The organism is Aquipseudomonas ullengensis (assembly GCF_014174475.1).
Taxonomy (GTDB): Bacteria; Pseudomonadota; Gammaproteobacteria; order Pseudomonadales; family Pseudomonadaceae; genus Aquipseudomonas; species Aquipseudomonas ullengensis.
This window is the reverse complement of the sequence record NZ_JACJUD010000006.1, coordinates 86,409-112,054: the sequence shown is the minus strand read 5'-3', so window position 1 is coordinate 112,054 and position 25,646 is coordinate 86,409. Positions and strand designations below refer to the sequence as shown.

The following is a 25,646-nucleotide window of genomic DNA, read 5'->3' as shown; positions in this document are numbered from 1 at the left end:
GGCACGATGCGGGTGCATTGCGCTGGAGCATGGTAGGGCGGGTGAAACCCGCGAGGCGAGTGCAGGACGCTAGATGGTTCCCACGCTCCGCGTGGTAACCCCGGCTGGGACGCTCCGCGCCCTGCAGGCGCAGAGCGCCTGCGTATGCGCGGAGCACGATCAAAGCCCAACGCGGGTTTCACCCGCCCTACGCAGCCGTATGCCGCAAACGAAAACGGGCCCTGTCGGGCCCGTTCTCATGGTGCGTGGCGCTGCGGCTTATTCGTCGCCGTCGTCGTCATCGGCACCGTCGATCTTCATACCGAGTTCCTTGATCTTGCGGGTCAGGGTGTTGCGACCCCAGCCCAGCAGCACGGCGGCATCGCGGCGGCGGCCGGCGGTGTGCTTGAGGGCGGTCTCGATCATGATGCGCTCGAACGCCGGCACGGCGGTATCCAGCAGGCTGGACTGGCCGCGTGCCAGGGACTGGTCGGCCCATTGGCGCAGGGCCTGTTCCCAGTTGGTCGCCGGCTGGCTTTCCTGGGGCTGGGTGAGCAGCTCCGGCGGCAGGTCGTCGACATGCACTTCGCGCCCGGAGGCCATCACCGTGATCCAGCGGCAGGTGTTCTCCAGCTGGCGCACGTTGCCCGGCCATGGCAGGTGCTTGAGGTAATCCTCGGTCTCGCTTTTCAGCAGCTTGGGCTCGACGGCCAGCTCTTGCGCGGCGCGTGCGAGGAAGTGGCGGGCCAGGGTCGGAATATCCTCGCGGCGATCGGACATGCGCGGGATGTGGATGCGGATCACGTTGAGGCGGTGGAACAGGTCTTCGCGGAACTTACCGGCCTGCACCAGGCTTTCCAGGTTCTGGTGGGTCGCGGCGATGATGCGCACGTCTACTTTCACCGGGGTGTGGCCGCCCACGCGGTAGAACTCGCCGTCGGCCAGCACGCGCAGCAGGCGCGTCTGGGTGTCGGCCGGCATGTCGCCGATCTCGTCGAGGAACAGGGTGCCGCCGTCGGCCTGTTCGAAGCGCCCGCGCCGCTGGTTGGCCGCGCCGGTGAAGGCGCCTTTTTCGTGGCCGAACAGCTCGGATTCCATCAGGTCCTTGGGGATCGCCGCCATGTTCAGCGCGATGAACGGCGATGCCGCGCGTGGGCTGTGGCGGTGCAGGGCGTGGGCCACCAGTTCTTTACCGGTGCCCGACTCGCCGTTGATCAGCACGGTGATGTTGGAGTGCGAGAGGCGGCCGATGGCGCGGAAGACTTCCTGCATGGCCGGCGCTTCGCCGATGATTTCCGGGGTGCGTGCCTGCTCGACCGGTACGGCCAGGCCTTGCTGCTCCTGGGCGTGCTGGTTGGCGCGCTTGACCAGGGACACGGCTTCGTCGACATCGAACGGCTTGGGCAGGTACTCGAAGGCGCCGCCCTGATACGAGGCCACGGCGCTGTCCAGGTCGGAATGCGCGGTCATGATGATCACCGGCAGGCGCGGGTGCAGGTCGCGGATGCGCGCCAGCAGTTCGAGGCCGCTGGAGCCGGGCATGCGGATGTCGGAAATGATCACGTCGGGCTGCTGGCGGGTCAGCCGGGTCAGCACGCCATCGGCGCTGTCGAAGCTCTGGGTGGTCATGCCTTCCTGTTGCAGGGCTTTTTCCAGGACCCAGCGGATCGAGCGGTCGTCGTCGACAATCCAGACGGTTTCACTGCGGCTCATGACTAAGAAGCTCCTTGTTCCAGGGGCAGGAAGATCGAGAACACGGTATGGCCGGGGTGGCTCTCGCACTCGATCAGGCCCTGGTGCTGACTGATGATGTTCTGGGTAATGGCCAGGCCCAGGCCGGTGCCATCGGGACGGCCACTGACCATGGGGTAGAAGATGGTTTCCTGCAGCTCGGGGGGAATGCCCGGGCCGTTGTCGATGATTTCCACTTTCACCACCAGGCGGTGGCGCACGTGGCCGATGGTGAACTGGCGCAGGGTGCGGGTGCGCAGGCTGATGCGGCCCAGGCGCAGGTCACTCTGCCCGGCGAGGGCCTGCATGGCGTTGCGCACGATATTGAGCACGGCCTGGATCATCTGTTCGCGATCGATCAGCACATCGGGGATGCTCGGGTCGTAGTCGCGCACCAGGGTGATGCTGCCCTGGCATTCGGCCTCGATCAGGCTGCTGACCCGTTCCAGTACTTCATGCACGTTGGTCATGGCCAGCGATGGCAGCTTGTTGGAGCCGAGCATGCGGTCGACCAGGTTACGCAGGCGGTCGGCCTCCTCGATGATCACGTTGGTGTAATCCTTGAGGCTTTCTTCCGGCAGCTCGCGGGCCAGCAACTGGGCGGCACCGCGAATGCCGCCGAGCGGGTTCTTGATCTCGTGGGCCAGGCCGCGCACCAGCAGTTTGGTGGTTTCCTGCTTGGACAGCTGCGCCTCTTCCTTGGTGATGCGCAGCAGGCGGTCACGCGGGTGCACTTCCAGCAGCAGCAGGGTCTGGCCACGGCTGAGGATCGGCGTTACCGCATAGTCCACGGTGAGGGTCTGGCCGGATAGCGAGGTGAGCATGGCCTCGCGCTTGGTGAACGGGTGCGCGTGGTCGACCGCCTGGCGCAGGGAGCTGAGCGCTTCCGGCGATTCGGTGAACAGCTCGCTGATGAACTGGCCGTGGCTGCGCTGGCCGCTGACGGCCAGGAGCATTTCTGCGGCGGGGTTCATGTACTCCAGACGCAACTCTGCATTCAGCAGGATGGTTGCGGTGGTCAGGTTGTCGAGCAGTAAGCGGTGCAGCGCGTCATTGATCATGGCTGTTACGAGTCCCGGCAATGGGCTGGAAAATGCAAGAAGCAAACCAAAGCCCCGAAAAGACGCGTGCGCGGTGCCGCCGCTGTGATTCAGGCTGCGTTTCAGCGCAGCTGGCGGGTTTTCGAGTGAACCAAAACAGGGAGAGTATAGAAATCGGTGCAGATCAGTGCGTCATATTGGTGCGCGTGTCTGTGGCGATCAGATGAAGGGGATCAGCGGGATGTCTCTCGGCTCTTTCGGTTTGTCTTCGATTGGGCATTCTGGGCGTACGCCGTAGTCGGCTTTCTTGCAGGGATGGGCGCGGCGTTTCTCGGCCAGCGAGATGCGCTTCATGTGAAACGGCTGGCTGGGTGTGCGTTCGAGGATGCGTCCGCTTGCGTCGATGATCTCTGCCGAAAGTTGGTGGGTGCCGCGGTCGATGTTCTCCAGAGGGAACACCGGGCTGCGGCCGGGCGTGCCGACGATCTGGCCGTCCAGTAGCAGGCGATAGCTGTGTCCCGGCAGCAGGCTGGGCTCGCTGGTGAGGGTGACGATCATGTTGCCGGTGATCTCGCGGATGGTGACATCCGGCTCGGGGATCAGGATGCGCAGCAACTGGTAGGCCGGCGGCTTGGGTTCTTCCATGGTCAGCGGCACGGTGGGCGGCTGAATCTGCGTGCCACCGCTCATGTTGTTGGAGGGCGCGAGTTGGATCTGCTCGGCGTCATCGGAGCGCGGTTGGTCGGTGTACACGCGGTTGCCGTCGGCGTCGATGTAGGTGTAGACGCCGGCATGGGCGTGCAGGGGCAGCAGGCAGATAAGCAGGCAGAAGAACAGTTGGCGCATGGGGTTCCTGTCAGGGAGCTTAATTGGGCGTAGGTTTTGGGCGCGGAGTTGGCGCAGGGGTAGGTTTTGGGCGTGCCGGGCTGTTGGTGCTGATGCGCTGTACGGTGAAGGTGACGCTAGCGCTTTGCTGAATCTGCTGCTGGCCGCTGAGGACTTCCACCGCCAGGCTGTGCTCGCCACGATCGATGTTTACCAGTTGCAGGCGCGGCACGTTGCTCGGCTGGCCGTAGGGTTGGCCGTCGAGGATCAGACGCAGGAGGTGGCCAGGCTTGAGCTTGGGCTCGAGTTTGACGCCGACGCTGAAAGTGCCGTTGTTAGCGCGCAGGGCTTCATCGCTGGGGAGGTCGGTCAGTTGCAGCACGGTGTAGGCGCTTTGCGCTTGCGCGGGCTTGCTGGTTTCGACCGGGCGTGTGGGCTGTTGGGCTTCCACGGTATTGGTTGGCGGCAGGTTTACGGTTTCGGCGTCCTGGCCTTCCGGTGCCTGGTTGGTGAACACCGTGTTGCCGTTGGCGTCGGTGTATTTGTAGATCTGCGCGGCGGCCGGCAGGGCCAGGGTGCATAGCAGGCAGGCGGTAATCAGGCGCATCCGTGGGACTCCTGTGTGATCCTGGCTAAGCCTTGCATCTGCCGCTGCTACTGGCAAGGGCGCGGCTGTTGCGACGTGTGCCGGCGCAAAAAAAAAGGCCTCCCGAAGGAGGCCTCTTTCATCACGCGACGGACTTAGACGCTGTAGTACAGGTCGTATTCCAGCGGGTGTACGAAGGTGCGAACTTTGATTTCTTCTTCGGATTTCAGCTCGATGTAGGCATCGATGAAGTCGTCGGAGAAAACGCCGCCCTTGGTCAGGAACGCGCGACCTTTATCCAGTTCTTCCAGCGCTTCTTTCAGGCTGCCGCACACTTGCGGGATGTTGGCAGCTTCTTCCGGCGGCAGGTCGTACAGGTTCTTGTCGGCAGCGTCGCCGGGGTGGATCTTGTTCTGGATACCGTCCAGACCAGCCATCAGCAGAGCTGCGAAGGCCAGGTACGGGTTGGCAGCCGGATCCGGGAAGCGCGCTTCGATGCGGCGGGCTTTCGGGCTGGAAACGTACGGGATACGGATCGAGGCGGAACGGTTGCGAGCCGAGTAGGCCAGCATGACCGGCGCTTCGAAGCCCGGGACCAGACGCTTGTAGGAGTTGGTCGACGGGTTGGTGAAGCCGTTCAGGGCCTTACCGTGTTTGATGATGCCGCCGATGAAGAACAGGGCGGTGTCGGACAGGCCGGCATAGCCTTCGCCAGCGAAGGTGTTCTTGCCATCTTTGCCGATCGACAGGTGCACATGCATACCCGAACCGTTGTCGCCGTACAGCGGCTTCGGCATGAAGGTAGCGGTTTTGCCGTAGGCGTCAGCCACGTTGTGCACGCAGTACTTCAGGGTCTGAACTTCGTCAGCCTTGTTGACCAGGGTGTTGAACTTCACACCGATTTCGTTCTGGCCGGCAGTCGCCACTTCGTGGTGGTGAACTTCGATGACCAGGCCCATTTCTTCCATGGCATTACACATGGCAGTACGGATTTCGTGGTCGTGGTCGCACGGCGGAACCGGGAAGTAGCCACCTTTGACGGCTGGACGGTGGCCCTTGTTGCCGCCTTCGATGTCGGCGTCGGTGTTCCAGGAGCCTTGTTCGGAGTAGATCTTGAACATGGAGCCGGAGATGTCAGACTTGAACTTCACTTCGTCGAAGATGAAGAACTCAGGCTCCGGGCCTACGAATACGGTGTCACCGATACCGGTGGTCTTCAGGTATTCCTCGGCGCGCTTGGCGATGGAGCGCGGGTCGCGATCGTAGCCTTGCATGGTGCTCGGCTCGATGATGTCGCAGACCAGAATCAGGGTCGGCTCTTCGGTGAACGGGTCCAGAACGGCGGTGTCGTCGACCGGCAGCAGGATCATGTCGGAGGCTTCGATGCCTTTCCAGCCATGGATCGAGGAGCCGTCGAACATTTTGCCGACTTCGAAGAATTCGTCGTCCAGGGCGTCACGGGCCGGCATGGTCACGTGGTGTTGCTTACCCTTGGTGTCAGTGAAGCGCAGGTCTACCCACTTCACGTCGTGTTCTTTGATCAGTTGAATCGACTTCGACATGCTGTCCTCCAGGTGGATAAGGCTCGGAATGTTGAGCCCTTAAAATAGTCGGTGAAGCCCGGCCGGATAGTCCGTCAGGGCAACCTGCCTCACAAGGGAGCAAATTGCGTGCCAGTGCCCCAGGATGGGAGCAAAGCCGGAAAGTCAGGCTTTGCGCGGGCTGTGGCGATTATTTGATCAGTGGCACGCACCATTTTGGATCTTTAAATTATCGTTACGCACCGTTTTGGGTCTTTGCGGGGATGCATTATTGTTTTTGGTTAATTCCTGAGCAATTTCCGCTATAATCCGCGCCCTTCTTTTTCGGCTGCCTGGCGTACGCGCTGTCCCATGAAACTCATCGTCAAACCCTTCGCGGAAATCACCATCAAGAGCCGGCCGGTGCGCAAGCAGTTCATCCGCCAGCTGGCGAAGAACATCCGCACGGTGCTGCGTGACCTGGACCCCGAGCTGGTGGTGCAGGGCGAGTGGGACAACCTCGACCTGATCAGCCAGGTGCGCGAGCCGAAGGTCCAGGCGCAGATGTTCGAGCGCCTGCGCAGCATCCCGGGCATCGCCCACTTTCTCGAAGTGCACGAATATCCCTATGTCGATTTCGATGACACTTTCGAGAAATGCCGCGCGCATTTCGGCGCCCAACTGCCCGGCAAGATTTTCGCCGTGCGCTGCAAGCGCGCGGGCAACACCCATGACTTCTCCTCGATGGAGCTGGCCAGCCACGTCGGCAGCCGCCTGCGTATCGAGTGCGGCGCCGCCGGCATCGACCTCAAGCAACCCGAGGCCGAAGTCCGCTTCGAGGTGCGCTACGAGCGCCTGCTGATCATCCACGCCCAGCACGAAGGCCTTGGCGGCTATCCGCTGGGCTCGATCGAGCAGACCCTGGTGCTGATGAGCGGCGGCTTCGACTCCACCGTCGCGGCCTACCAGATGATGCGTCGCGGCCTGCTCACCCACTTCTGCTTCTTCAACCTCGGCGGCCGTGCCCATGAGTTGGGCGTGATGGAAGTGGCGCACCACCTGTGGCAGAAGTTCGGCAGCTCGCACCGCGTACTGTTTATCAGCGTGCCGTTCGAGGAAGTGCTCGGCGAAATCCTCGGCAAGGTCGACAACAGCCAGATGGGCGTGGTGCTCAAGCGCATGATGCTGCGCGCCGCGAGCCGCATCGCCGAGGACTTGCGCATCGATGCACTGGTCACTGGCGAAGCGATTTCCCAGGTGTCGAGCCAGACCCTGCCGAACCTTTCGGTGATCGACTCGGCGACCGACATGCTGGTGCTGCGCCCGCTGATCGCCGCGCACAAGCAGGACATCATCGACACGGCCACGGCCATCGGCACCGCCGAGTACGCCAAGAACATGCCCGAGTACTGCGGCGTGATCTCGGTCAACCCGACCACTCGAGCCAAGCCGGGACGCATCGAGCACGAAGAAACCCACTTCGACATGGCCATCCTCGAGCGCGCCCTGGAGCGCGCCACGCGGATTACCGTCGATCGGGTGATCGACGAGCTGGGTCAGGATCTGCAAGTCGAGGAAGTGCGCGAAGCGCTGCCTGGGCAGATCGTCCTCGATATCCGTCACCCGGATGCCGCTGAAGACGAGCCGCTGGCACTGCCGGGCGTCGAGGTCCAGACTCTGCCGTTCTATGCGCTGAACAATCGCTTCAAGGGCCTGGATGAAACGCGCCAGTACCTGCTGTATTGCGACAAGGGCGTGATGAGTCGCCTGCATGCCCACCATCTACTGAGCGAGGGGCATGCCAATGTTCGCGTCTATCGCCCGCATTAAACGCGCGGGCCTGCTGGGCGGCAGCATCCGTCATCGCCCTCCCGACCAGCACTGTATTCACCCGCTATTCATCCAGGCTGCGTAAACTGCGCCGCCAACGACTTCTGAATCATCAATCGAGACGACCTCCGTGATCGAAAATCTACGCAACATCGCCATCATCGCCCACGTCGACCATGGCAAAACCACCCTGGTAGACAAACTGCTGCGCCTGTCCGGCACCCTCGACCGCAAAGAGCTGGAATCCGAGCGTGTAATGGACTCCAACGACCAGGAAAAAGAGCGCGGCATTACCATTCTGGCGAAAAACACCGCCCTGAAATGGAACGGCTACGACATCAACATCGTTGACACCCCCGGTCACGCCGACTTCGGCGGTGAAGTAGAGCGCGTGATGTCGATGGTTGACTCCGTTCTGCTGGTGGTCGACGCCCAAGACGGCCCGATGCCGCAAACCCGTTTCGTGACCCAGAAGGCGTTCAAGGCCGGCCTGCGTCCGATCGTGGTGGTGAACAAGATTGACCGTCCGGGCGCGCGTCCGGATTGGGTTATCGACCAGATCTTCGACCTGTTCGACAACCTCGGCGCCACCGAAGAGCAACTGGACTTCCCGATCGTCTACGCCAGCGCCCTGAACGGGATTGCCGGTCTGGACCACGAGAACATGGACGACCACATGGACGCTCTGTTCCAGGCCGTGGTTGACCACGTTCCGGCGCCGAAAGTCGACGTCGACGGCCCGTTCCAGATGCAAATCTCGCAGCTGGACTACAACAGCTTCCTCGGCGTAATCGGCATCGGCCGTATCGCTCGCGGCAAGGTCAAGACCAACACCCCGGTAGTGGCCATCGGCGCCGACGGCAAGAAGCGTCAGGGCCGTATCCTGAAGATCATGGGGCACTCCGGCCTGCACCGCGTCGAAGTCGCCGAAGCCCAGGCTGGCGACATCGTTTGCGTCAGCGGCATGGACGAGCTGTACATCTCCGACACCCTGTGCGACATGAACAACGTCGAAGCCCTGCCGCCGCTGTCCGTGGACGAGCCGACCGTTTCCATGACCTTCCAGGTCAACGACTCGCCGTTCTGCGGTAAAGAAGGCAAGTTCGTTACCAGCCGCAACATCAAAGAGCGTCTGGAAAAAGAGCTGCTGCACAACGTTGCCCTGCGCGTGCAGGAAGGCGACAGCGCCGACAAGTTCAAGGTCTCCGGCCGTGGTGAGCTGCACCTCTCGGTACTGATCGAAACCATGCGCCGCGAAGGCTTCGAGATGGCTGTTGGCCGTCCGGAAGTGGTGATCAAGGAAGTTAACGGCGAGAAGCAAGAGCCGTACGAAAACGTCATCGTCGACATCGAGGAAATCCACCAGGGCGCCCTGATGGAGCAGATGGGCCTGCGTAAAGGCGATCTGACCAACATGGTTCCGGATGGCAAGGGTCGTATCCGCCTGGAATACACCATCCCGGCACGTGGCCTGATCGGCTTCCGTAACGCCTTCCTGACCATGACCTCGGGTAGCGGCATCCTGACTTCGACCTTCAGCCACTATGGCCCGATCAAGTCCGGTGAAGTCGGCCACCGCCAGAACGGCGTGCTGGTTTCCATGGCGACCGGCAAGGCGCTGACCTACTCGCTGGAAACCCTGCAGGACCGCGGCAAGCTGTTCCTCGAGCCGGGCCAGGAAGTCTACGAAGGCCAGCTGGCCGGCATCAACAGCCGTGACAACGACCTGGTGATCAACCCCACCAAGGGCAAGAAGCTCGACAACATGCGTGCTTCCGGTAAAGACGAAACCATCGCACTGGTTCCGCCGATCAAGTTCACCCTTGAGCAGGCTCTGGAATTCATCGATGACGACGAGCTGGTTGAAGTCACGCCGAAGTCGATCCGCCTGCGCAAGAAGTTCCTCAGCGAAACCGACCGCAAGCGCCACAGCAAGAAGTAACTTCTAGCTGAGCTGCATCCAACGCCCCCGCCGGCCTAGCCTGCGGGGGCGTTTTCGTTTCTGCCTTTGGCGCTTTCGGAGTGGCCGCAGGTGCCGACCAGCGGCGAGAAGAAGCTGACTCCGTTGACAAACTTTTCACCGGCCCGCGCTCATAGTTCCTGGCGTCTCGGGGCGTGCCCCGGCTTTTTTCAGGGGTATCGGGGTCGCCATGGGCATCGCGAAAAATGTAGCGCCAACGCGCAAGGGCATCGACTGGGCCGGGCTCGGCTGGATGTTTCTGTTCTTCTGGTACTTCTCCGGGGTGACCCAGCTGCTGATCCAGCTGACGGGCACGGCGGGGTTCAGCGGTTTTCGTCAGGCCTTCATCCTCAGCGGCGTGTGGCTGATTCCGCTGCTGCTGTTGCCGGCGTACACACGGCGCCTGGCGGCGGTGCTTGGCGGGCTGCTGTGGCTGTGTTCGCTGTCGAGCTTCGGCTACTTCCTGATCTACGGGCAGGAGTTCTCGCAGAGCGTCATCTTCATCCTGTTCGAGTCGAACGTGGCGGAAGGCAGCGAGTACCTCGCGCAGTATTTCGCCTGGTGGATGCTGCCTGCGTTCTTTGCCTACGGCCTGGGCGCCTGGCTGCTGTGGCGCCAGGTGCGTCCGGTGTACCTGCCGCGCCCGGTTGCGGTGTTCGCCAGCCTGTTGCTGCTGGCGTGCACAATCGGTTACCCGGCAGTGCGCCAGTTCAGCAAGAACGACACCTTCCAGGCCGGCCTGGAGGGCTTCGAACAGCGCCTCGAGCCGGCCACGCCCTGGCAGCTGGTGGTGGGTTATCGCCAGTACCGCCAGCAGCTGGACAGCATGCAGGCGCTGCTGGCGGGCAACGCGAAGATCCCGCCGCTGCGCAATCTCAAGGATGCCCATGGCGAGCAACCGGCGACGCTGGTACTGGTCATCGGCGAGTCGACCAACCGCCAGCGCATGAGCCTGTATGGCTACCCGCGGCAGACCACGCCCGAGCTGGACCAGCTGCGCGACCAGCTGCAGGTGTTCGACAACGTGGTCACGCCGCGGCCCTACACCATCGAGGCGCTGCAGCAGGTGCTGACCTTCGCCGACCAGGAGCACCCGGACGCCTACCTGACCACGCCATCGCTGCTCAACGTGATGAAGCAGGCCGGCTACAAGACCTACTGGATCACCAACCAGCAGACCATGACCAAGCGCAACACCATGCTGGCGACCTTCTCCCAGCAGGCGGACGAACAGTTCTACCTGAACAACAACCGCGCGCAGAACGCCCGCCAGTACGACGGCGACGTGCTCGACCCGTTCGCCAAGGTGTTGGCCGATGACGCGCCGCGCAAGTTCATCGTGGTGCACTTGCTCGGCACCCACATGAGCTACCAGTACCGCTACCCGCAAGAGTTCGAGCGTTTCACCGATCACCAGGGCGCGCCGGCCTCGGTCACCGACGACCAGTTGCCGACCTACAACAGCTACGACAATGCGGTGCTGTACAACGACTTCGTGGTGTCGAGCCTGATCAAGCGCTTCGCCGCCACCGACCCCAATGGTTTCCTGCTGTACCTGTCGGACCACGGCGAGGCGGTGTTCGACGCGCCCAGGCCGCAGGTGCTGGGGCGCAACGAGGGCGCGCCGACCAGCCCGATGTACACCATCCCATTCATCGTGTGGAACTCGCCGAAGTGGCAGGCCGCACAGCCGCGCAGCTTCGACGCGCAGTTGGGGCGGCCCTACAGCAGCTCCAACCTGATCCACACCTGGGCGGACCTGGCCGGGCTGAGCTTCGACGAGCTCGACCCGAGCAAGAGCCTGGTCAGTGCCGCGTTCAAGGCGCGTCCGCTGCTGATCGGCAACCCGCAGCAGCCCAAGAGCCTGATCGACTTCAGCCTGATCAAGCCCAAGCCGGCGGGCAGCGAGATTGCCCAGCAGGCACCACGCCAGCGCAGCACGTTGTCGCTTTGAGCCTCGCTCTCGTACCGAGGAGCGAGCTGTAATCTGGCGGATTAATCCTTCGCCCGCCATTCAATCCAAATAGGTAATTTGCAGGGAGCGATCGTGCGCTCCGCCTTGATGATCCCTAAAGTCCCTCGCCGCCCATCACAACAAGAACAAGGGACCCTAGGACCATGAAGCGAGTACTGACTCCGCTGGCGCTTGCCTGCCTATTGGCTGGCACCGCTTCCACCGACGCCATTGCCTACAGCGGCATGGTGGTATTCGGCGACAGCCTGAGCGATGCCGGCCAGCGCCCCGAGGCGGGCGCGCCGAACAATCCGGTGCGCCATACCAACCGTGTCGGGCCGACCTACGGGGTTGGTGAAGCCTACGGCTACACCTCGCCGATGCTGATCAACCAGGGTCTCGGCCTGGCGCCGCAGGTGGCCTCGACCAACCTTGCGCGCGCGGCCAATGGCTTGCCCGACGGCAACAACTGGGCGGTTGGCGGCTATCGCACCGAACAGGTCTACGACTCCATCACCAATGTGTACGACCCGCTCACCGGCACCGGTGGTTCGCAGGTGCGCGCGGGGCTGACCTATGCCGCGCCGCTGATGCGCCAGCGTGACGGCTATCTGGTGTACCTGCGCGAGAACGGCCTGGGTATCGACCGGGACACGCTGTTCTACGTCAATGGTGGCGGCAACGACTTCCTCCAGGGCCTGGTGCCCGATGCCGCCGGCGCGCAAGCGGCAGCGGGGCGCTTGGCCGCCAGTGTCGAAGTGCTGCAGGCCGCCGGTGGCCGCTACTTCATGGTGCCGTTGCTGGTGGATGTGCCCAGCCCGGTGTATGGCGGGGTGTTCAACCCGGCGCAGCAGGAGCTGGCCGATGCGTTCAATGCCGAGCTGGTGACACGCCTGGGCAACATCCATGCAGAGGTCATCCCGCTCAACGTGCCGCTGCTGTACCGCGAGGTGCTGGCCGACCCGGCCGCGTTCGGCTTCGACCCGACGCGCAACCTGCTGGGCAGCTGCTTCTCCGGCTGCGCGTCTATCGATTCGGTGTACGGCATCACCGGCAGCACGCCCGATCCGACGCGCCTGCTGTATGCCGATATCGTCCACCCGTCCACCACCATGCAGCAGATCCTGGCCGACCAGGGCCTGTCGATCCTGGGCGCACCCTGGGAGATCGGGTTGCTGCCGCAGGCCGCCGAATCGGCGCTGGACGGCGCCCGTGACGGCTTGCGCCAGCAACTGCGTGCCGACTGGGGCGCCTGGCAGCCGCTCGAGCAGTGGCGCAGCTTCGTCACCGGCGCGGGGCGGCAGAGTGACTACGATGGCGCGCAAAGCCCTGCCAGCGGCGATGGCAGTGGCCAGGGCCTGAGTCTGGGGGCGAGCTACCGGGCTGCGCAGGACTGGCGCATCGGCATGACCCTGGACCTGCAGCAACAGGAGCTGGAGTTGGGCGCACGCGATTCCGACTACGACCTGCGCAGCTACTTGGGCGGTGTCTTCGCCCAGTACCACGACGGCCTGCTGTGGGGCGATCTGAGTGCTCGTCTGGGTTACCTGGACTACCACGATCTGCAGCGGCGCTTTGCCCTGGGGCAGACCACGCGCACTGAACAGGGCGAGACCGATGGCTGGCTGCTGGCCGTCGATGGGCGCCTGGGGGTGGAGCTGGCAGTCGGCGACCCGCGCCTGCGTCTTTCGCCCTTCGTCAGTGCCGACTACGCGCGCATCGATGTGGACGGTTATCGAGAGGACGGGGCCAGTTCCACCGCATTGTCCTACGACGATCAGCGCCGCGAGTCGCAGCGTTTGGGGCTTGGCCTGCAGGCTCGCTACCAGTTGGCGGACGACGCCGAGCTGTTTGGCGAGATTGCCCGCGAGCGTGAGTTCGAGGATGACCAGGCCGAGCTGGGCATGGCGTTGAACAGCGTGTCCGGGGTCGACTTCGAGCTCAACAGCGTCGAGCCGGAGCGCTACCAGACGCGTGCCAGCCTGGGGCTGCGCCAACGCCTGGCGCCGGGGTTGGCGCTGCAGCTTGGCTACGATCACCGACGCGCAGCGGATGATCGTCAGAACAGCCTGGGCGTCAGCGTGGTGATGGACTGGTAAGGGCTGCGTCAGGGGAGGTGCGGGCTGAGCGCCCGCACTAACTCAGGCCTTGGCTTTTGGCCGCCAGGCACAGTAGCCGGGACGCGGGCCGATGCGCGGGTGGTTGCGGCAGGTGTCCGGGCGTTTTTCGTAGATGGTGCACAGGCGCGTCTTGCGATCCAGGTACATGCAATCGTTGTTGCTCATGCGGGTCAGGGTGAAGATCCCCGACTTGGCGTTGAAGCGCTCGATCATCCCGTCCTTCTGCAGGCGCTTGGCGATGTTCTTCGGCGGCTCGCCGCGCTCGAACTCGTCGACCAGGCCGATGCGGATCAGATCGACTATGCGCACTTCCACCGGCATGGTGCAGCAGGTGGACATGCAGCTGGTGCAATTGTCCCTGTTGTACTTGCTCCAGGTTTCGATGCGGTCGATTTCCGCGGCGGCGATCAGTTGGGGTTTCATCGTCTTTACTCGGTGCGCCAGGGCGCGGGGGTTCGGCGCGCGATGATAACGGTGTAGGCGATTTTTTGAAGCTTTTCCTGCTCGGCGGCGATGTAAGCAATGGCTTACATGTTGTCCAGCCGTTGGCGGCTATCGGCATGTCGAACAGCTGTTTAATCTGCCACCCCATGGACGAAGCGCAGGAAGCGCACAGCAAACAACAAGGACGCGGAGGATTGCCCGCCAGGACGGCGAGCCGACCAAGGACGTCAGGAACCAGTCTGCAAGACCCCGCACTAGCGGGGTTTTTTCTTTTCCGGGGTTTGTTTTTGCGCGGTTAGCAGGGCGTTGAAAAATGTTGGCGAGGCAGCCGAGGCTAGGCAAAAGCAGGCGAAGAAGCGGAGTTTACGAGTTGTAAATGAGCTTTCTGAGCCTGTTTTTAACGACGCATCGGCAACGCAGGTAGTTTTTCAACGGCCTGCTAGCTTGCTTGCCACAGACGCCGCAACGCACTGGGCGCCAGCCCGGTCCAACGCTTGAACGAGCGACGGAAGTTGGTGGCGTCGTGGAATTGCAGATACGCCGCCACCTCGTCATTGCTGTAGCCCTGTACCTGATACAGATAAATCGCCACGTGTTTGCGCGCCAGGTCGAGCTGTTCCTGAAAGTGCGTGCCGTGTTTCTGCAGTTTGCGCTTGAGGGTCGAGGCGCTCATGCCGAAGGCGGCGGCCACGCTGTCCAACTGCGGTGCCTGGCGGATGTTGCCGAGCAGGTGGCTGTACAGGCGGTCGAGCAGACTGGCGTCGAAGCCCAGTTCGTCGAGCTGGGCGCGGCTGTGTTGCTGCACCACCTTGCCGGCGGTCAGAGAGGCGCCGGGCCAGGGCTTGTGCAGGTATTCGCGCGGCAGGCTGATGACGTCCAGCGGCGCACCGAACTGCACGTTCTCGCCCAAGTGTACCCAATATTGTTCGACATAGCGCGGCTGCGCGTGGCTGAAGCTGCAGCGCCACGGCAGGCGCTCGCCGGAGAGCCAGCGGCTCATGCCGACCAGGGCGGTCATCCCCGCTTCCAGCAGGAAGCGCTGCTGTTCACAAGCGCCACAACTGTCCAGCCAGTAGATATGCACCTGCTGCTCGTCGAGCAGCACCCGTGGGCTGAGCAATGGGCTGAGCAGAGCGCGCTGCTGGCGCAGGATATCCAGCGCCTGCTGCAGGTTGCCGGCCTGTTGCAGGGCATGGCTGGCGGCGCCGTAGTGGCCGGGCAGCAGGCGCTGGCCGAACAGGAAGCTGCTGTCATCGGCCGCCAGCAGGCGCTGGCTGTTGTCGATCAGGCAGAGGAATTGCTGCGGGCTGAGCTTCGCCTGGCCGGCCAGGATGTCTTCGTGGAACAACCCGCTGCCGCGCAGCAGGCGATGGCTGTCGAGCCCGCGCGACAACGCCAGGTCGAGCAGCACCGCCGGCTGCCAGTGGCCGGGAATGAAGCGGCTGTCGTTCTCGTACCAGGCGTTCTTCACCGTCATGGCGGCTCAGGCGCTGTGCGCGTAGGGCGGTTGCTTGGCCCGCGCCAGGGCCAGGTTGAGGCGGCGCAACAGGCTGTCGGCATCCTCGCCGAGGGCCATCACGCTGGCCACGCTGGCCTGCAGTTGCAGGCGCTCGCCGTGGGCCTGGGCCTTGTGGGCCAGGTGGCTCACGGCCAGGCGCAGTTCCTCGGCCAGTTGCCGGGCCTGGCGTTCGCCGGTGTTCGGCAGCAGCACCACGAAACGGTCGCCGGCCAGGCGGCAGAGCAGGTCCTGGCGGCGCAGGTTGAGCAGCAGCAGCTGGGTCAACGCCTGCAGCACGCGGTCGCCTTCGGCATGGCCGTGCAGGCGGTTGAGGCTGCTGAAGTCGTCGAGGTCGAGGATCACCAGCGACAGCGCCTGCTGCTCATCGCGTGCCTCGGCCAGGCTTTGCTCCAGTTGCAGGCGCAGGTAGCCGGCGGTGTTCAGCGGCGTGACCTGGTCGAACAGGCGGTGCTCGCGGAACAGCCGCTCGCGCTTTTCCATCTGCGCGCTGATCGCCAGTTGCTCGCGGTGCCAGTGGTAGATGCCGAGGGTCAGCAGGATCAAACCGACCGGCATCGGCCCGGACTCCAGCCAGTGATCCCAGCCGATGGCATCCGGCAGCTTGATGAACTCGTCGAGCCAGTCCACCCACCAGGAAAAGAACACGCAGCCCAGGCCCAGGGCCAGCAGGTTGGTCACCCGCCCGGCGGGTCGGCTTTTCAGCACCAGGCCGAGCCAGAGCAGGCACAGCAGGGCCGAGCCGCCTTCGCCGAGGATGTCCAGCCAGACCCAGTCGGCCAGTGGCTTGAGGTCGCCGGCGGCGAGGTGCAGGAGCAGGCCGAGGTTGGCCGCCAGCAGCAGGGCGGCGAGTTTCAGGCGGTGCAGCTTGAGCAGCGAGGGCATGGCCGTGGAGGCTCCGCGAACAGTGAACCGGGCCAGCAGAACAGAGGGATATGACGGAATGGTTGCAGTGGGGGAGGTCGAATCGGCTCATGCCGTTTGCTGATTATTTTGCGTTGGCCATGGGCAGGGCGGGTGAAACCCGCGTTGGGCGTGGATCGCGGGTTACACCCGCCCTACAGATCGATTCCTTGGCTGGGTCAATTCAGCCCAAAGCCAGCCCATATCCCCGCGAAAGCCCGGCAAATCGGGCCTGGGCGCGGCGCCTGTCATGTAACCGTCATGCCGCACTCCTAGCTTGCGCCCCAAGTCGCCGGGCACTGGTCCGGCCAGATCGCTTGTCTTGGGGAGATCAGCATGCACAAACGCCACCTCACCGCCCGCCGTGCGGGCTTTCATATCAGCGCCCTGGCGCTGGCCATTGCCATCACGCCGCTGTGGGCCGCCGAAGAGAATGCCACCGAGCACGTCAGCGTGGTCGGCCAGGCCGCCAGCCTGGATCAGGCGCTGAAAGAACAGCGTCGCTCCGACAGCGTGGAAAGCGTGGTGCATGCCGACGGCGTGGCTCAACTGCCGGACCAGAACGCCGCCGAGGCACTGCAGCGCCTGCCGGGCGTATCGGTCGAGCGCGACCAGGGCGAAGGCCGCTTCGTCAGCGTGCGCGGCCTCGGCCCGGACCTCAACGCCGTGACCATCAACGGCACCCTGGTGCCTTCGCCGGAGAGTGATCGCCGCGCGGTGGCCCTCGACGTGCTGCCGGCCGAGCTGGTGCAGTCGCTGACCGTGGTCAAGACCCTGACCCCGGACATGGACGCCAACTCCCTCGGCGGCACCATCGAGGTGGAAAGCCTGTCGGCCTTCGACCACAAGGGCCTGTTCTATACCGGCAGCACCGAGGCCAGCTACGACGACAACACCGAGCAGACCAGCCCGAAATTCTCCGGCGCGGTGAGCGACCGCTTCAGCCTCGGTGACGGCACCGACAACTTTGGCGTGGCTGCGGCCATGAGCTGGCAGGAACGCGACTTCGGCTCGGACAACGCGGAAACCGGCGGCGCCTGGGATTTCGAGGACGGTGCCCGGCTGGAAAGACTGGAACAGCGCGACTACGACATCACCCGCGAGCGCAGCGGCCTGGGCCTGAACTTCGACTACCAGGCCGACGACTACAGCAGCTACTACCTACGCACCCTCTACAGCCGCTTCAAGGACACCGAGACGCGCAACGCCGCCGGCGTCGAGTTCGCCGATGCGCAGCAGCCCGGCGAGAGCGGCGATGCCGAGGGCTGGCGCGAGCTGAAGGACCGCGAGGAAACCCAGGAAGTGCAGTCCTACGTCCTTGGTGGCGAGCGCCTGATGGGCCAGTGGACCCTTAATGCCCAGGCCGGCTACAGCGAATCCAGCCAGGACACGCCCGGGCATATCGCCGGGGCCACCTTCGAAGGCAACGACGACTTCGCCGACGCCGGTTTCGGCGATACCAAGAAGCCGCGCCTGAACATCGGTGACGACTTCTACAACCCGAGCAACTTCAGCCTCGACGAGGTGGAGTGGGCCGAGGAAGACACCACCGACACCGAGAAGAACATCAAGCTCGACCTGGCCCGCGACTACGACCTGGCCGGCCACGCCGCGCAGGTCAAGTTCGGCGGCAAGCTGAGCCGCCGCGACAAGGATAACGACACCGACATCTGGACCTACGAAGACCTCGGCGACTATGGCCTGACCGACGAACAGCTGAGCATGGACCAGTTCACCAAGGGCCAGGTCGACTACAGCCTGGATCGCTTCGGCCCCGGCCTGTCGGCGAGCAGCATCGAGGGCCTGATTGGCGGCCTCGACCGCAGCGAGTTCTACAACGAGGAAGAGTCGCGGGTGAATGACTTCGACATGAGCGAAGACATCAACGCCGCCTACCTGATGCACACCCTCGACATCGACGACCTGCGCATCATCGCCGGCATGCGCTACGAGGGCACCGAGTTCGAGGCCAAGGGCACCGGCATCCGCGATGGCGACTACGAAGCCATCGAGGCGAAGAGCGACTACCACCACTGGCTGCCCGGCCTGCATGCCCGCTACCAGCTGGACAAGAACACCCAGCTGCGCGCCGCCATCACCAACAGCGTGGTGCGCCCGACCTTCGGCCAGCTGGCGCCGGGCTTCGTCATCGACGGCGACGAAGCCAGCTTCGGCAACCCGACGCTCGACCCGCTGGAGTCGCGCAACTTCGACCTCGGCATCGAGCACTACCTGGGCCGCGCCGGCGTGGTCTCCGCCTTCGTGTTCTACAAGGACATCGAGAACTTCGTCTACAACGCCGACCTGGCCGGCACTGGCGACTGGATCGACTTCTCCGAAGCCAACACCTTCGCCAACGGCGACAACGCCAAGCTGTGGGGCCTGGAACTGGCCTACTCGCAGAAGTTCGACTGGCTGGCGGCACCGTGGAACGGCCTGCTGCTGGGCGCCAACGCCACCTTCAGCCGCTCCGACGCCAGCATCAGTGGCTATGACGCCGACAGCGGCAGCACCCTCGAGCGCGACATCGACCTGCCGTTCCAGTCCGACACCGTCGGCAACCTGATGCTCGGCTGGGAGAACGACAAGCTCAGCCTGCGCCTGTCGGCCAACTACAAGTCCGACTACCTCTACGAAGTGGCGAGCATCGACGACAAGCAGCACGACCTGCATGTCGACGACCAGGTGTTCGTCGATTTCAGCGCCGGCTACTTCCTGACCAAGGAACTGCAGCTCAAGTTCGAGGCGCAGAACCTCACCGACGAGAGCTACTACGTCTACGCCGGCAACCGCTCGTACAACGCTCAGTACGAAGAGTACGGCCCGACCTACAAGCTCGGTCTGACCTTCACCCACTTCTGACCTCTACCGCCCTCTCCCCTCTGGGGAGAGGGCCGGGGTGAGGGGGCTTGGCTCCGCCCCCGCCAACCGTTTCCAGCCCGTGTGCGTGCTACTCGCCGGGCGTTCGACAAGGATTACCTCTGCAATGAATCCATTGTTTTCCCGTTCCCTGCTGCTCGCCGCCCTGCTGTTGGCCGGCTGCCAGGAACCCGCCGCGCCGAAGCTGGCGCTGAGCCCCTGGGGCGCCTCGGCCAAGATCAAGGCCGAGGACCTGCGTTTTGTCCCGGCTGCGCTGAGTGGCGATGCCGATCTGCGCATCGCCGCCAGCGAGCGCCGCGGCCTGCTGCTGCTCGATGCTGAAGGCCAGGAGCTGGCGCGCCTGCCGGGCTCTTTCAGCGGCCTGGACAGCCGCGTGGGCGCGGGCAACCTGCTGGTTGCCAGTCTCGACAACGCCACCCAACAAGCGGTGCTGGTCAGCCTCGACCCGACCACGCGCCAGTGGAGCCGCCCGCTGCAACTGCCGGTGCGCGACTACGCCCAGGCCGGGCTGTGCCTGTATCGCGACGAAGCGGCCAACCTCTACCTGTTCCTGATCGGCGAGGACGGCCACGGCGAGCAGTGGCTGGTCGGTGCCGGCGCGCAGTTGAATGCCGAAGCCCGTCGCGTGCGCGGCCTGCCGCTGCCGCCTGAGGCCGAGTACTGCCAGGCCGACGACGGCGCCGGGCTGCTGTTCGTCAACGAGGAAAGCGTCGGTCTGTGGGCCTACCCGGCGCACCCGGAAGCCGACGCGGCGCGCCGCCCGGTGGACATCGTGCAGCCCTACGGCGGCCTCAAGCGCGCTGCCGGCGCGATGGCCAGCGTGCCGGGCGGCCTGCTGGCGCTGGATCATGCGGCTGGCGAACTGCACCTCTACCAGCAACAGGGCGATGCCTGGAAAACCGTGGCCAGCCTGCCGCTGGAAGGGCTGGAGGAACCCGAGCGCCTGGCTGTGCGCAGCAATGGTAGCGGCCTCGATGTGCTGGTGCAGGACGACGGCGCCGGGCGTTTCTACCAGGGCGCGCTGAACTGGCAGGCCCAGCCGCAGGCCTTGCCGCCGGTGCTGGCGAATATCGCGCCGCTGCGCCAGAGCGAGCCGGTCGGCCGCCAGGGCGATGCCGCCGACGACCCGGCGATCTGGGTCAACCCGGCGCAGCCGGCGCTGTCACGGGTGCTCGGCACCAACAAGAAACAGGGCCTGCTGATCTATGACCTGGACGGCAAGTTGCTGCAGGACCTGCCGGTCGGCCGCCTGAACAACGTCGACCTGCGCGCCAACTTCGCCCTGGGGGATGAGCGCGTCGACCTGGCCGTGGCCAGCAACCGCGATCACAACAGCATCAGTCTGTTCGCCATCGACCGCGCCAGCGGTGAGGTGCGCGAGGCCGGCGAGGTGCGCACGCCGCTCAAGGAAATCTACGGCATCTGCCTGTTCCAGGCGCCGTCCGGCGAGTTGTATGCCTTCGCCAACGGCAAGGACGGCAGCTTCCTGCAGTACCGCCTGAACGCTTCGACCGGTCAGATCGAGGGTGAACTGGTACGGCGCTTCCAGGTGCCCAGCCAGCCGGAAGGCTGCGTTGCCGACGACCAGCGCCAGCGCCTGTTCCTCGGCGAGGAGGATGTCGGCGTGTGGGCGGTGGACGCCCGCGCCGACGGCCCGACCGAGCTGCACAGCGTGCTCAGAGTCGGTGAGGTGCTCAAGGCCGATGTCGAGGGCTTGGGTTTCTACCAGTCCGGCGAGCGCGACTACCTGGTGATTTCCAGCCAGGGCAACGACAGCTACGTGGTGCTCGATGCCGAGCCGCCCTACGCGCTCAAGGGCGCCTTCCGCGTCGGCCTCAACGGCGCCCTGGGCATCGACGGCAGCTCGGAAACCGACGGTCTCGAAGTCACCTCGGCCAACCTCGGCGGGCCCTGGAGTGCCGGCATGCTGGTGGTCCAGGACGGCCGCAAGCGCATGCCCGAGAGCACGCAGAACTTCAAGTTCGTGCCCTGGAGCGAAGTGGCCCAGGCGCTGAAATTGGACTGATGCACAGCCCTGCTGTCGTTCCCGCGCAGGCGGGAACCCAGTGGGGTGCCTCCTGGATTCCCGCTTTCGCGGGAATGACGGGGGTAACGGTGAGCGCAGTTGGTAGCAAGCATCCCGCTGTCATCAGCCGGTAACCGCGACGTAATCGAATAGCACCAACCCAGCCGCTCCTTCGCGGGCGGTACGAAACACAGGAGTTCCACCATGCACGCCACCCTCGAACAGATGACCGTCTGGAGCCTGGTCAGCGACGCCAGCCTGCTGGTCAAGCTGGTCATGCTGATCCTGCTCGGCGCCTCGCTCGCCAGCTGGTACCTGATCGTCCAGCGCAGCCTGCTGCTGGGGCGCAGCGAACGCTTGCTCAAGGACTTCCAGAAGCGCTTCCGCCAGCAGGGCGACCTCGCCCAGCTGTACCGCGAAGGCGCCGAGCAGGCCGATGCGGATGCTGCCCTGGAACAGATCTTCCGCGCCGGCTATCAGGAGTTCGCCCATCTGCACCGCCAGCATGGCGTGGCGCCCGAGGCGGTGATCGACGGTGTCGAGCGCAGCCTGCTGGTGGCCATCTCCGAGCAGGAAGAACGTCTGGAGAAAGGCCTGCCGTTCCTCGCCACGGTCGGTTCGGTCAGCCCCTATATCGGCCTGTTCGGCACCGTGTGGGGGATCATGAATTCCTTCATCGGCCTGTCCCAGGTGCAGCAGGCGACCCTGTCCACCGTCGCTCCGGGCATCGCCGAAGCGCTGATCGCCACCGCCATCGGCCTGTTCGCGGCGATTCCCGCGGTGATCGCCTACAACCGCTTCGCCGCCCGCGTGGCCAGCCTCAGCACGCGCTTCTACGCCTTCGGCAACGAGCTGCAGACCCGCCTGCACCGCAAGCTGCAAGCGCCGTCGAGCCTCGCTCAGGCCGCCTGAGGAGAGCCCCATGCGCAAGCCGCAATGCAAGCACGGCCCCAAGGCCGAGATGAACGTGGTGCCCTATATCGACGTGATGCTGGTGCTGCTGGTGATCTTCATGGTCACCGCGCCGATGCTCACCCAGGGGGTGAAGATCGAACTGCCCAAGGTCGCCGCCGAGGCGCTGCCCACTGATACCCAGCAGCAGATTCTCACCCTCTCGGTGAAGGCCGATGGCAGCTACTACTGGAACCTCGGTGGCGAGCTGAACACCGAGCAGCAGACCGACAGCGCGCTGAACCTGGACGAGATGAGCGCCAAGGTCGGCGCGGTGATCGCCGCCCGTGGCGACACCCAGGTGTATATCCGTGCCGACCGTGACGCCGACTACGCCACCGTGGTCGCCGGCATGGCCGCGCTGCAGCAGGGCGGGGTGAGCAACCTCGGGTTGATCACCGAGGCGCCGCAGTGAGCAGCGCGCTGATGCACAGTCCTGTTCCATTCGCCCTGTCACTGCCCTCTGCCGAGCGCCTGCGCAACTTCGCTGCCGCCGGCCTGGCGGTGGGCCTGCACGCCCTGGTGCTGGCGCTGCTGCTGACCCACTGGCAAACCCGCGAGCCGCCAGCGCCGCAGGTGCTGACCCTGACCACACGGCTGATCACCCTGGCGCCACCGGCCCCGCCTGCGCCGCCGCAGCCCGAGGTGATCGTGCCGCCGGCGCCGCCAGTCGAGACAGTGAAGCAGCAGGAAGCGCCCAAGCCCGATCCGCGTATTCAGCAGCAGAAGCTGGAACAGGCGGCGCTGGCGCGCAAACGCGTCGAGGAAGACCAGCGCGAGCAGCAGCGCCAGGAGCAGCAACGCCTCGAACAACAGCGCCTGGATCAGCAACGCCGCGAGGCCGAGGCCGTCCAGCAACAACGCCTGGCCGAACAGCAGGCGCAAGCCCAGGCCGCCGAGCGCGCACGCCAGGCCGAGGCTGCAGCCGCCGCCAGCCGCCAGTACCTGCCTATCGCCAAGGACGCACCGGACTACCCCGAGCGCGCCCTCGACAAGGGCATCGAAGGCGACTGCACGGTGAGCTATCGGGTCAACCCGCAAGGCCGGGTGGAGAGCCCGCAGGTGGTCGGCGACTGCCACCCGCTGTTCGTCCGTCCGTCGCTGGCCGCCGCCAAGACCTTCCGCTACCAGCCGCGAGTGGTCGATGGCCAGGCCGTGGCCGTGGACGGGGTGAAGAACACCTTCCACTACCGCATCGAATAACCCCGCCCCGTTCCCTGTAGGAGCCAGCTTGCTGGCGATCCGCGTCACTAGGCCCGTGATCGCCAGCAAGCTGGCTCCTACAAGAGCAGCGCAGACTTAAACACTTAGCGAGACCCCGTGATGAGCCACGACCACAGCCGCTTCCACGACAGCCTGGAAGCCCACGACGACATCGCCATCAACCCTAGCGCCAACCCGGCCCTGGACACCCTGGTCAACCCGGCCCGGCGCAACGTGCTCAAGGGCGGCCTGACCCTCGCCGCGCTCGGCTTCTTCGCCGGCGGCGTCAGCGCTTGCAGCAAGGCCAGCGCCAGCCCCTTGCTTAACTTCAAGGGCGTGCCGGTGCAGATCGACCCGCAATTCGACCGCGTGCTGGTCGCCGAGGGCTACCGCGCCGTGCCGTTCTTCTCCTGGGGCGACCCGGTGGAAGCCGGTGCGCCGGCCTGGAACCCGGACGCCAGCGACGATTGGCAGGCGCAGCTCAAGCAGGCCGGCGACAACCATGACGGCATGGATTTCTTCGCCTTCCCCGGCGAGAGCGACCGCGGCCTGCTGGTGATGAACCACGAGTACATCAACCCGCCGCTGCACCCGTCCGGCAAGATCGACCAGACCAAGCCGCGCCCGCTGGCCGAGGTGCGCAAGGAGCAGGCCGCCCACGGCGTATCGGTGATCGAGGTGAAACAGGGCGCCGATGGCCAGTGGCAGCGCGTGATGGATTCGCCCTACAACCGCCGCATCAGCATGCTCACCGGCATGCGCATCGCCGGGCCCTTGGCCGGCCACGAGCTGATGAAGACCGCCAGCGACCCCTCGGGCCTGGAGGTGTTCGGCACCCTCAATAACTGCGCCACCGGCGTTACGCCCTGGGGCACCTTCCTCACCTGTGAGGAGAACTGGCCCAACTATTTCATCAACCGCGACAAGGCCGACTTCGCGGCGCGGATCTCGCACAAGCGCTACGGCCTGGCGCAGGAAGGCACCAGCAAGAACTACGCGTGGGAAACCGCCGACCCGCGCTTCGACGCCACGCCCTATGCCGACCAGCTCCACGGCGGCCATGTGCAGGAGCCACATCGTTTCGGCTGGGTAGTCGAGATCGACCCGTTCGACCCACAGGCGCAGCCGATCAAGCGCACCGCCTTCGGTCGCTTCAGCCGCGAGTGCGCAGCGCTCAGCCTGGGCACGGACGGGCGCATGGCCTTCTACTCCGGCGACGATGCCAAGGGCGAGTACGTTTACAAGTTCGTCCCGGCAGGGCGCTTCGACGCCGGCAACCCCAAGGCCAGCCGCGACCTGCTCGACAGCGGCACGCTGTACGTGGCGCGCTTCGACGCCGACGGTTCCGGCCAGTGGCTGGCCCTGGTGCACGGGCAAAACGGCCTGGATGTGGCCAGCGGTTTCGCCAGCCAGGAAGAGGTGCTGCTCAATGCCCGCGCCGCTGCCGACCGCGTCGGTGCCACGCCGATGGACCGTCCCGAGTGGGCCGCCGTGCACCCGAGCACCCGCGAGGTCTACGTGACCCTGACCAACAACGACGGGCGCGGCGCCAAGCAGCCGCTGGACAAGGCCAACCCGCGCCCGCAGAACCTGCATGGGCAGATCCTGCGCTTTAACGAGAAGAATGCCGACCCGACCGCCACCACCTTCACCTGGGAGTTGTTCCTCCTCGCCGGTGAGCCGCAGGGCGCCAAGGGCCAGGACGGCAAGGCGGTAGCGGTCAACCTCACCGGCACCATCAACGGCGACCTGTTCTCCTCGCCGGACGGCTTGGCCTTCGACGCCCACGGCCGCCTGTGGATCCAGACCGACTACGACGACATAGAGCCGGCGATGCAGAGCATGGGCTGCAACCAGCTGCTCTGCGCCGACCCGCGTACGCGTGAGGTACGCCGCTTCATGGTCGGCCCGCGTGGCTGCGAGATCACCGGCCTGGCCTGGAGCCCGGACGGCAAGGCGATGTGGGCGAATATCCAGCACCCCGGCATCAGCTTCCCGGGCAGCGACGGCAAGAGTCGCCCGCGCTCGACCACGGTGCTGATCACCAAGTTGGATGGCGGGGTGATCGGCAGCTAAGAGGGTACTGAGTAGGTCGGTCGCGCGGGTTACACCGGCCTACGGGCTGCGCCTAGCCCTGCGCGCGGCGTTAGAATGCCGGTCTTTCCACGAGGGGCTGAG

The 25,646-nt window shown here is 64.9% G+C and carries 18 protein-coding genes; 10 read left to right on the top strand and 8 right to left on the bottom strand.

Translation table 11 applies throughout. The features are described from left to right. Positions 1-258: 258 nt before the first annotated feature. The 5 genes from ntrC to glnA form a co-directional block, all read right to left on the bottom strand. Positions 259-1,692: a nitrogen regulation protein NR(I) gene (gene ntrC, locus H3H51_RS17335; RefSeq protein ID WP_183090329.1), complete on the bottom strand. Its 1,434-nt coding sequence runs from the start codon at positions 1,690-1,692 to the stop codon at positions 259-261. 2 nt (positions 1,693-1,694) lie between these two features. Beyond that, positions 1,695-2,771 carry a nitrogen regulation protein NR(II) gene (glnL, locus tag H3H51_RS17330; RefSeq protein ID WP_183090328.1) on the bottom strand — a complete coding sequence of 359 codons (1,077 nt, stop codon included), beginning with the start codon at positions 2,769-2,771 and terminating at the stop codon, positions 1,695-1,697. 198 nt (positions 2,772-2,969) lie between these two features. Continuing rightward, positions 2,970-3,596: a DUF4124 domain-containing protein gene (locus H3H51_RS17325; protein ID WP_183090327.1), complete on the bottom strand. Its 627-nt coding sequence runs from the start codon at positions 3,594-3,596 to the stop codon at positions 2,970-2,972. 19 nt (positions 3,597-3,615) lie between these two features. Next, entirely contained in the window at positions 3,616-4,182 is a 567-nt protein-coding gene (locus tag H3H51_RS17320) for a DUF4124 domain-containing protein (protein WP_183090326.1), read from the bottom strand. A gap of 134 nt (positions 4,183-4,316) precedes the next feature. Then, complete coding sequence (gene glnA, locus H3H51_RS17315) at positions 4,317-5,723, bottom strand: glutamate--ammonia ligase (RefSeq protein ID WP_183090325.1); 1,407 nt, start codon at positions 5,721-5,723, stop codon at positions 4,317-4,319. 330 nt (positions 5,724-6,053) lie between these two features. On the opposite strand from glnA, the gene thiI reads away from it, so the two are divergent. The 4 genes from thiI to H3H51_RS17295 all read left to right on the top strand — a co-directional run bounded on the left by thiI (position 6,054) and on the right by H3H51_RS17295 (position 13,524). Next, positions 6,054-7,511, top strand: coding sequence for a tRNA uracil 4-sulfurtransferase ThiI (gene thiI, locus H3H51_RS17310; RefSeq protein ID WP_183090324.1), 1,458 nt, complete (start codon positions 6,054-6,056; stop codon positions 7,509-7,511). Positions 7,512-7,641: 130 nt separating this feature from the next. Further along, positions 7,642-9,453 (top strand): translational GTPase TypA, encoded by a 1,812-nt coding sequence (typA, locus tag H3H51_RS17305; protein ID WP_183090323.1) that lies wholly within the window; start codon positions 7,642-7,644, stop codon positions 9,451-9,453. Positions 9,454-9,661: 208 nt separating this feature from the next. Then, a complete protein-coding gene (locus H3H51_RS17300) occupies positions 9,662-11,425 on the top strand; it encodes a phosphoethanolamine transferase CptA (protein WP_183090322.1) in 1,764 nt (587 codons plus the stop codon). A gap of 164 nt (positions 11,426-11,589) precedes the next feature. Continuing rightward, the gene (locus H3H51_RS17295; protein ID WP_183090321.1) at positions 11,590-13,524 is read left to right on the top strand and encodes an autotransporter domain-containing SGNH/GDSL hydrolase family protein; all 1,935 of its coding nucleotides are present in this window, start codon (positions 11,590-11,592) and stop codon (positions 13,522-13,524) included. Positions 13,525-13,566: 42 nt separating this feature from the next. Here H3H51_RS17295 and H3H51_RS17290 read toward each other — a convergent pair whose 3' ends face one another. The 3 genes from H3H51_RS17290 to H3H51_RS17280 all read right to left on the bottom strand — a co-directional run bounded on the left by H3H51_RS17290 (position 13,567) and on the right by H3H51_RS17280 (position 16,390). After that, positions 13,567-13,968, bottom strand: coding sequence for a YkgJ family cysteine cluster protein (locus tag H3H51_RS17290; RefSeq protein WP_183090320.1), 402 nt, complete (start codon positions 13,966-13,968; stop codon positions 13,567-13,569). Between the two features lie 460 nt (positions 13,969-14,428). After that, complete coding sequence (locus H3H51_RS17285) at positions 14,429-15,466, bottom strand: AraC family transcriptional regulator (protein WP_183090319.1); 1,038 nt, start codon at positions 15,464-15,466, stop codon at positions 14,429-14,431. A gap of 6 nt (positions 15,467-15,472) precedes the next feature. Next, a complete protein-coding gene (locus H3H51_RS17280; RefSeq protein ID WP_183090318.1) occupies positions 15,473-16,390 on the bottom strand; it encodes a GGDEF domain-containing protein in 918 nt (305 codons plus the stop codon). A gap of 354 nt (positions 16,391-16,744) precedes the next feature. Here H3H51_RS17280 and H3H51_RS17275 point away from each other — a divergent pair, with 354 nt between their 5' ends. From H3H51_RS17275 to H3H51_RS17250, 6 genes are all read left to right on the top strand, one after another. After that, entirely contained in the window at positions 16,745-19,270 is a 2,526-nt protein-coding gene (locus H3H51_RS17275; RefSeq protein WP_183090317.1) for a TonB-dependent receptor, read from the top strand. A 124-nt stretch (positions 19,271-19,394) separates the two neighbouring features. Continuing rightward, positions 19,395-21,314: a phytase gene (locus tag H3H51_RS17270; RefSeq protein WP_183090316.1), complete on the top strand. Its 1,920-nt coding sequence runs from the start codon at positions 19,395-19,397 to the stop codon at positions 21,312-21,314. A gap of 204 nt (positions 21,315-21,518) precedes the next feature. Next, positions 21,519-22,226: a protein TolQ gene (gene tolQ, locus H3H51_RS17265; RefSeq protein ID WP_183090315.1), complete on the top strand. Its 708-nt coding sequence runs from the start codon at positions 21,519-21,521 to the stop codon at positions 22,224-22,226. 10 nt (positions 22,227-22,236) lie between these two features. Continuing rightward, a complete protein-coding gene (gene tolR, locus H3H51_RS17260) occupies positions 22,237-22,680 on the top strand; it encodes a protein TolR (RefSeq protein WP_183090314.1) in 444 nt (147 codons plus the stop codon). After that, on the top strand, positions 22,677-23,468 hold the full coding sequence (locus H3H51_RS17255; RefSeq protein ID WP_407926515.1) for an energy transducer TonB: 792 nt from the start codon (positions 22,677-22,679) through the stop codon (positions 23,466-23,468). Before tolR ends, H3H51_RS17255 begins: the two co-directional genes overlap by 4 nt. A 120-nt stretch (positions 23,469-23,588) precedes the next feature. Beyond that, the gene (locus tag H3H51_RS17250; RefSeq protein ID WP_183090312.1) at positions 23,589-25,544 is read left to right on the top strand and encodes a PhoX family protein; all 1,956 of its coding nucleotides are present in this window, start codon (positions 23,589-23,591) and stop codon (positions 25,542-25,544) included. Positions 25,545-25,646: the final 102 nt, after the last annotated feature.

Bases quoted from the DNA above. Each gene is read 5' to 3' on its own strand.
- ntrC (WP_183090329.1), bottom strand. From the start codon at position 1,692: ATGAGCCGCAGTGAAACCGTCTGGATTGTCGACGACGACCGCTCGATC.
- glnL (WP_183090328.1), bottom strand. From the start codon at position 2,771: ATGATCAATGACGCGCTGCACCGCTTACTGCTCGACAACCTGACCACC.
- H3H51_RS17325 (WP_183090327.1), bottom strand. From the start codon at position 3,596: ATGCGCCAACTGTTCTTCTGCCTGCTTATCTGCCTGCTGCCCCTGCAC.
- H3H51_RS17320 (WP_183090326.1), bottom strand. From the start codon at position 4,182: ATGCGCCTGATTACCGCCTGCCTGCTATGCACCCTGGCCCTGCCGGCC.
- glnA (WP_183090325.1), bottom strand. From the start codon at position 5,723: ATGTCGAAGTCGATTCAACTGATCAAAGAACACGACGTGAAGTGGGTA.
- thiI (WP_183090324.1), top strand. From the start codon at position 6,054: ATGAAACTCATCGTCAAACCCTTCGCGGAAATCACCATCAAGAGCCGG.
- H3H51_RS17300 (WP_183090322.1), top strand. From the start codon at position 9,662: ATGGGCATCGCGAAAAATGTAGCGCCAACGCGCAAGGGCATCGACTGG.
- H3H51_RS17295 (WP_183090321.1), top strand. From the start codon at position 11,590: ATGAAGCGAGTACTGACTCCGCTGGCGCTTGCCTGCCTATTGGCTGGC.
- H3H51_RS17290 (WP_183090320.1), bottom strand. From the start codon at position 13,968: ATGAAACCCCAACTGATCGCCGCCGCGGAAATCGACCGCATCGAAACC.
- H3H51_RS17285 (WP_183090319.1), bottom strand. From the start codon at position 15,466: ATGACGGTGAAGAACGCCTGGTACGAGAACGACAGCCGCTTCATTCCC.
- H3H51_RS17280 (WP_183090318.1), bottom strand. From the start codon at position 16,390: ATGCCCTCGCTGCTCAAGCTGCACCGCCTGAAACTCGCCGCCCTGCTG.
- H3H51_RS17275 (WP_183090317.1), top strand. From the start codon at position 16,745: ATGCACAAACGCCACCTCACCGCCCGCCGTGCGGGCTTTCATATCAGC.
- H3H51_RS17270 (WP_183090316.1), top strand. From the start codon at position 19,395: ATGAATCCATTGTTTTCCCGTTCCCTGCTGCTCGCCGCCCTGCTGTTG.
- tolQ (WP_183090315.1), top strand. From the start codon at position 21,519: ATGCACGCCACCCTCGAACAGATGACCGTCTGGAGCCTGGTCAGCGAC.
- tolR (WP_183090314.1), top strand. From the start codon at position 22,237: ATGCGCAAGCCGCAATGCAAGCACGGCCCCAAGGCCGAGATGAACGTG.
- H3H51_RS17250 (WP_183090312.1), top strand. From the start codon at position 23,589: ATGAGCCACGACCACAGCCGCTTCCACGACAGCCTGGAAGCCCACGAC.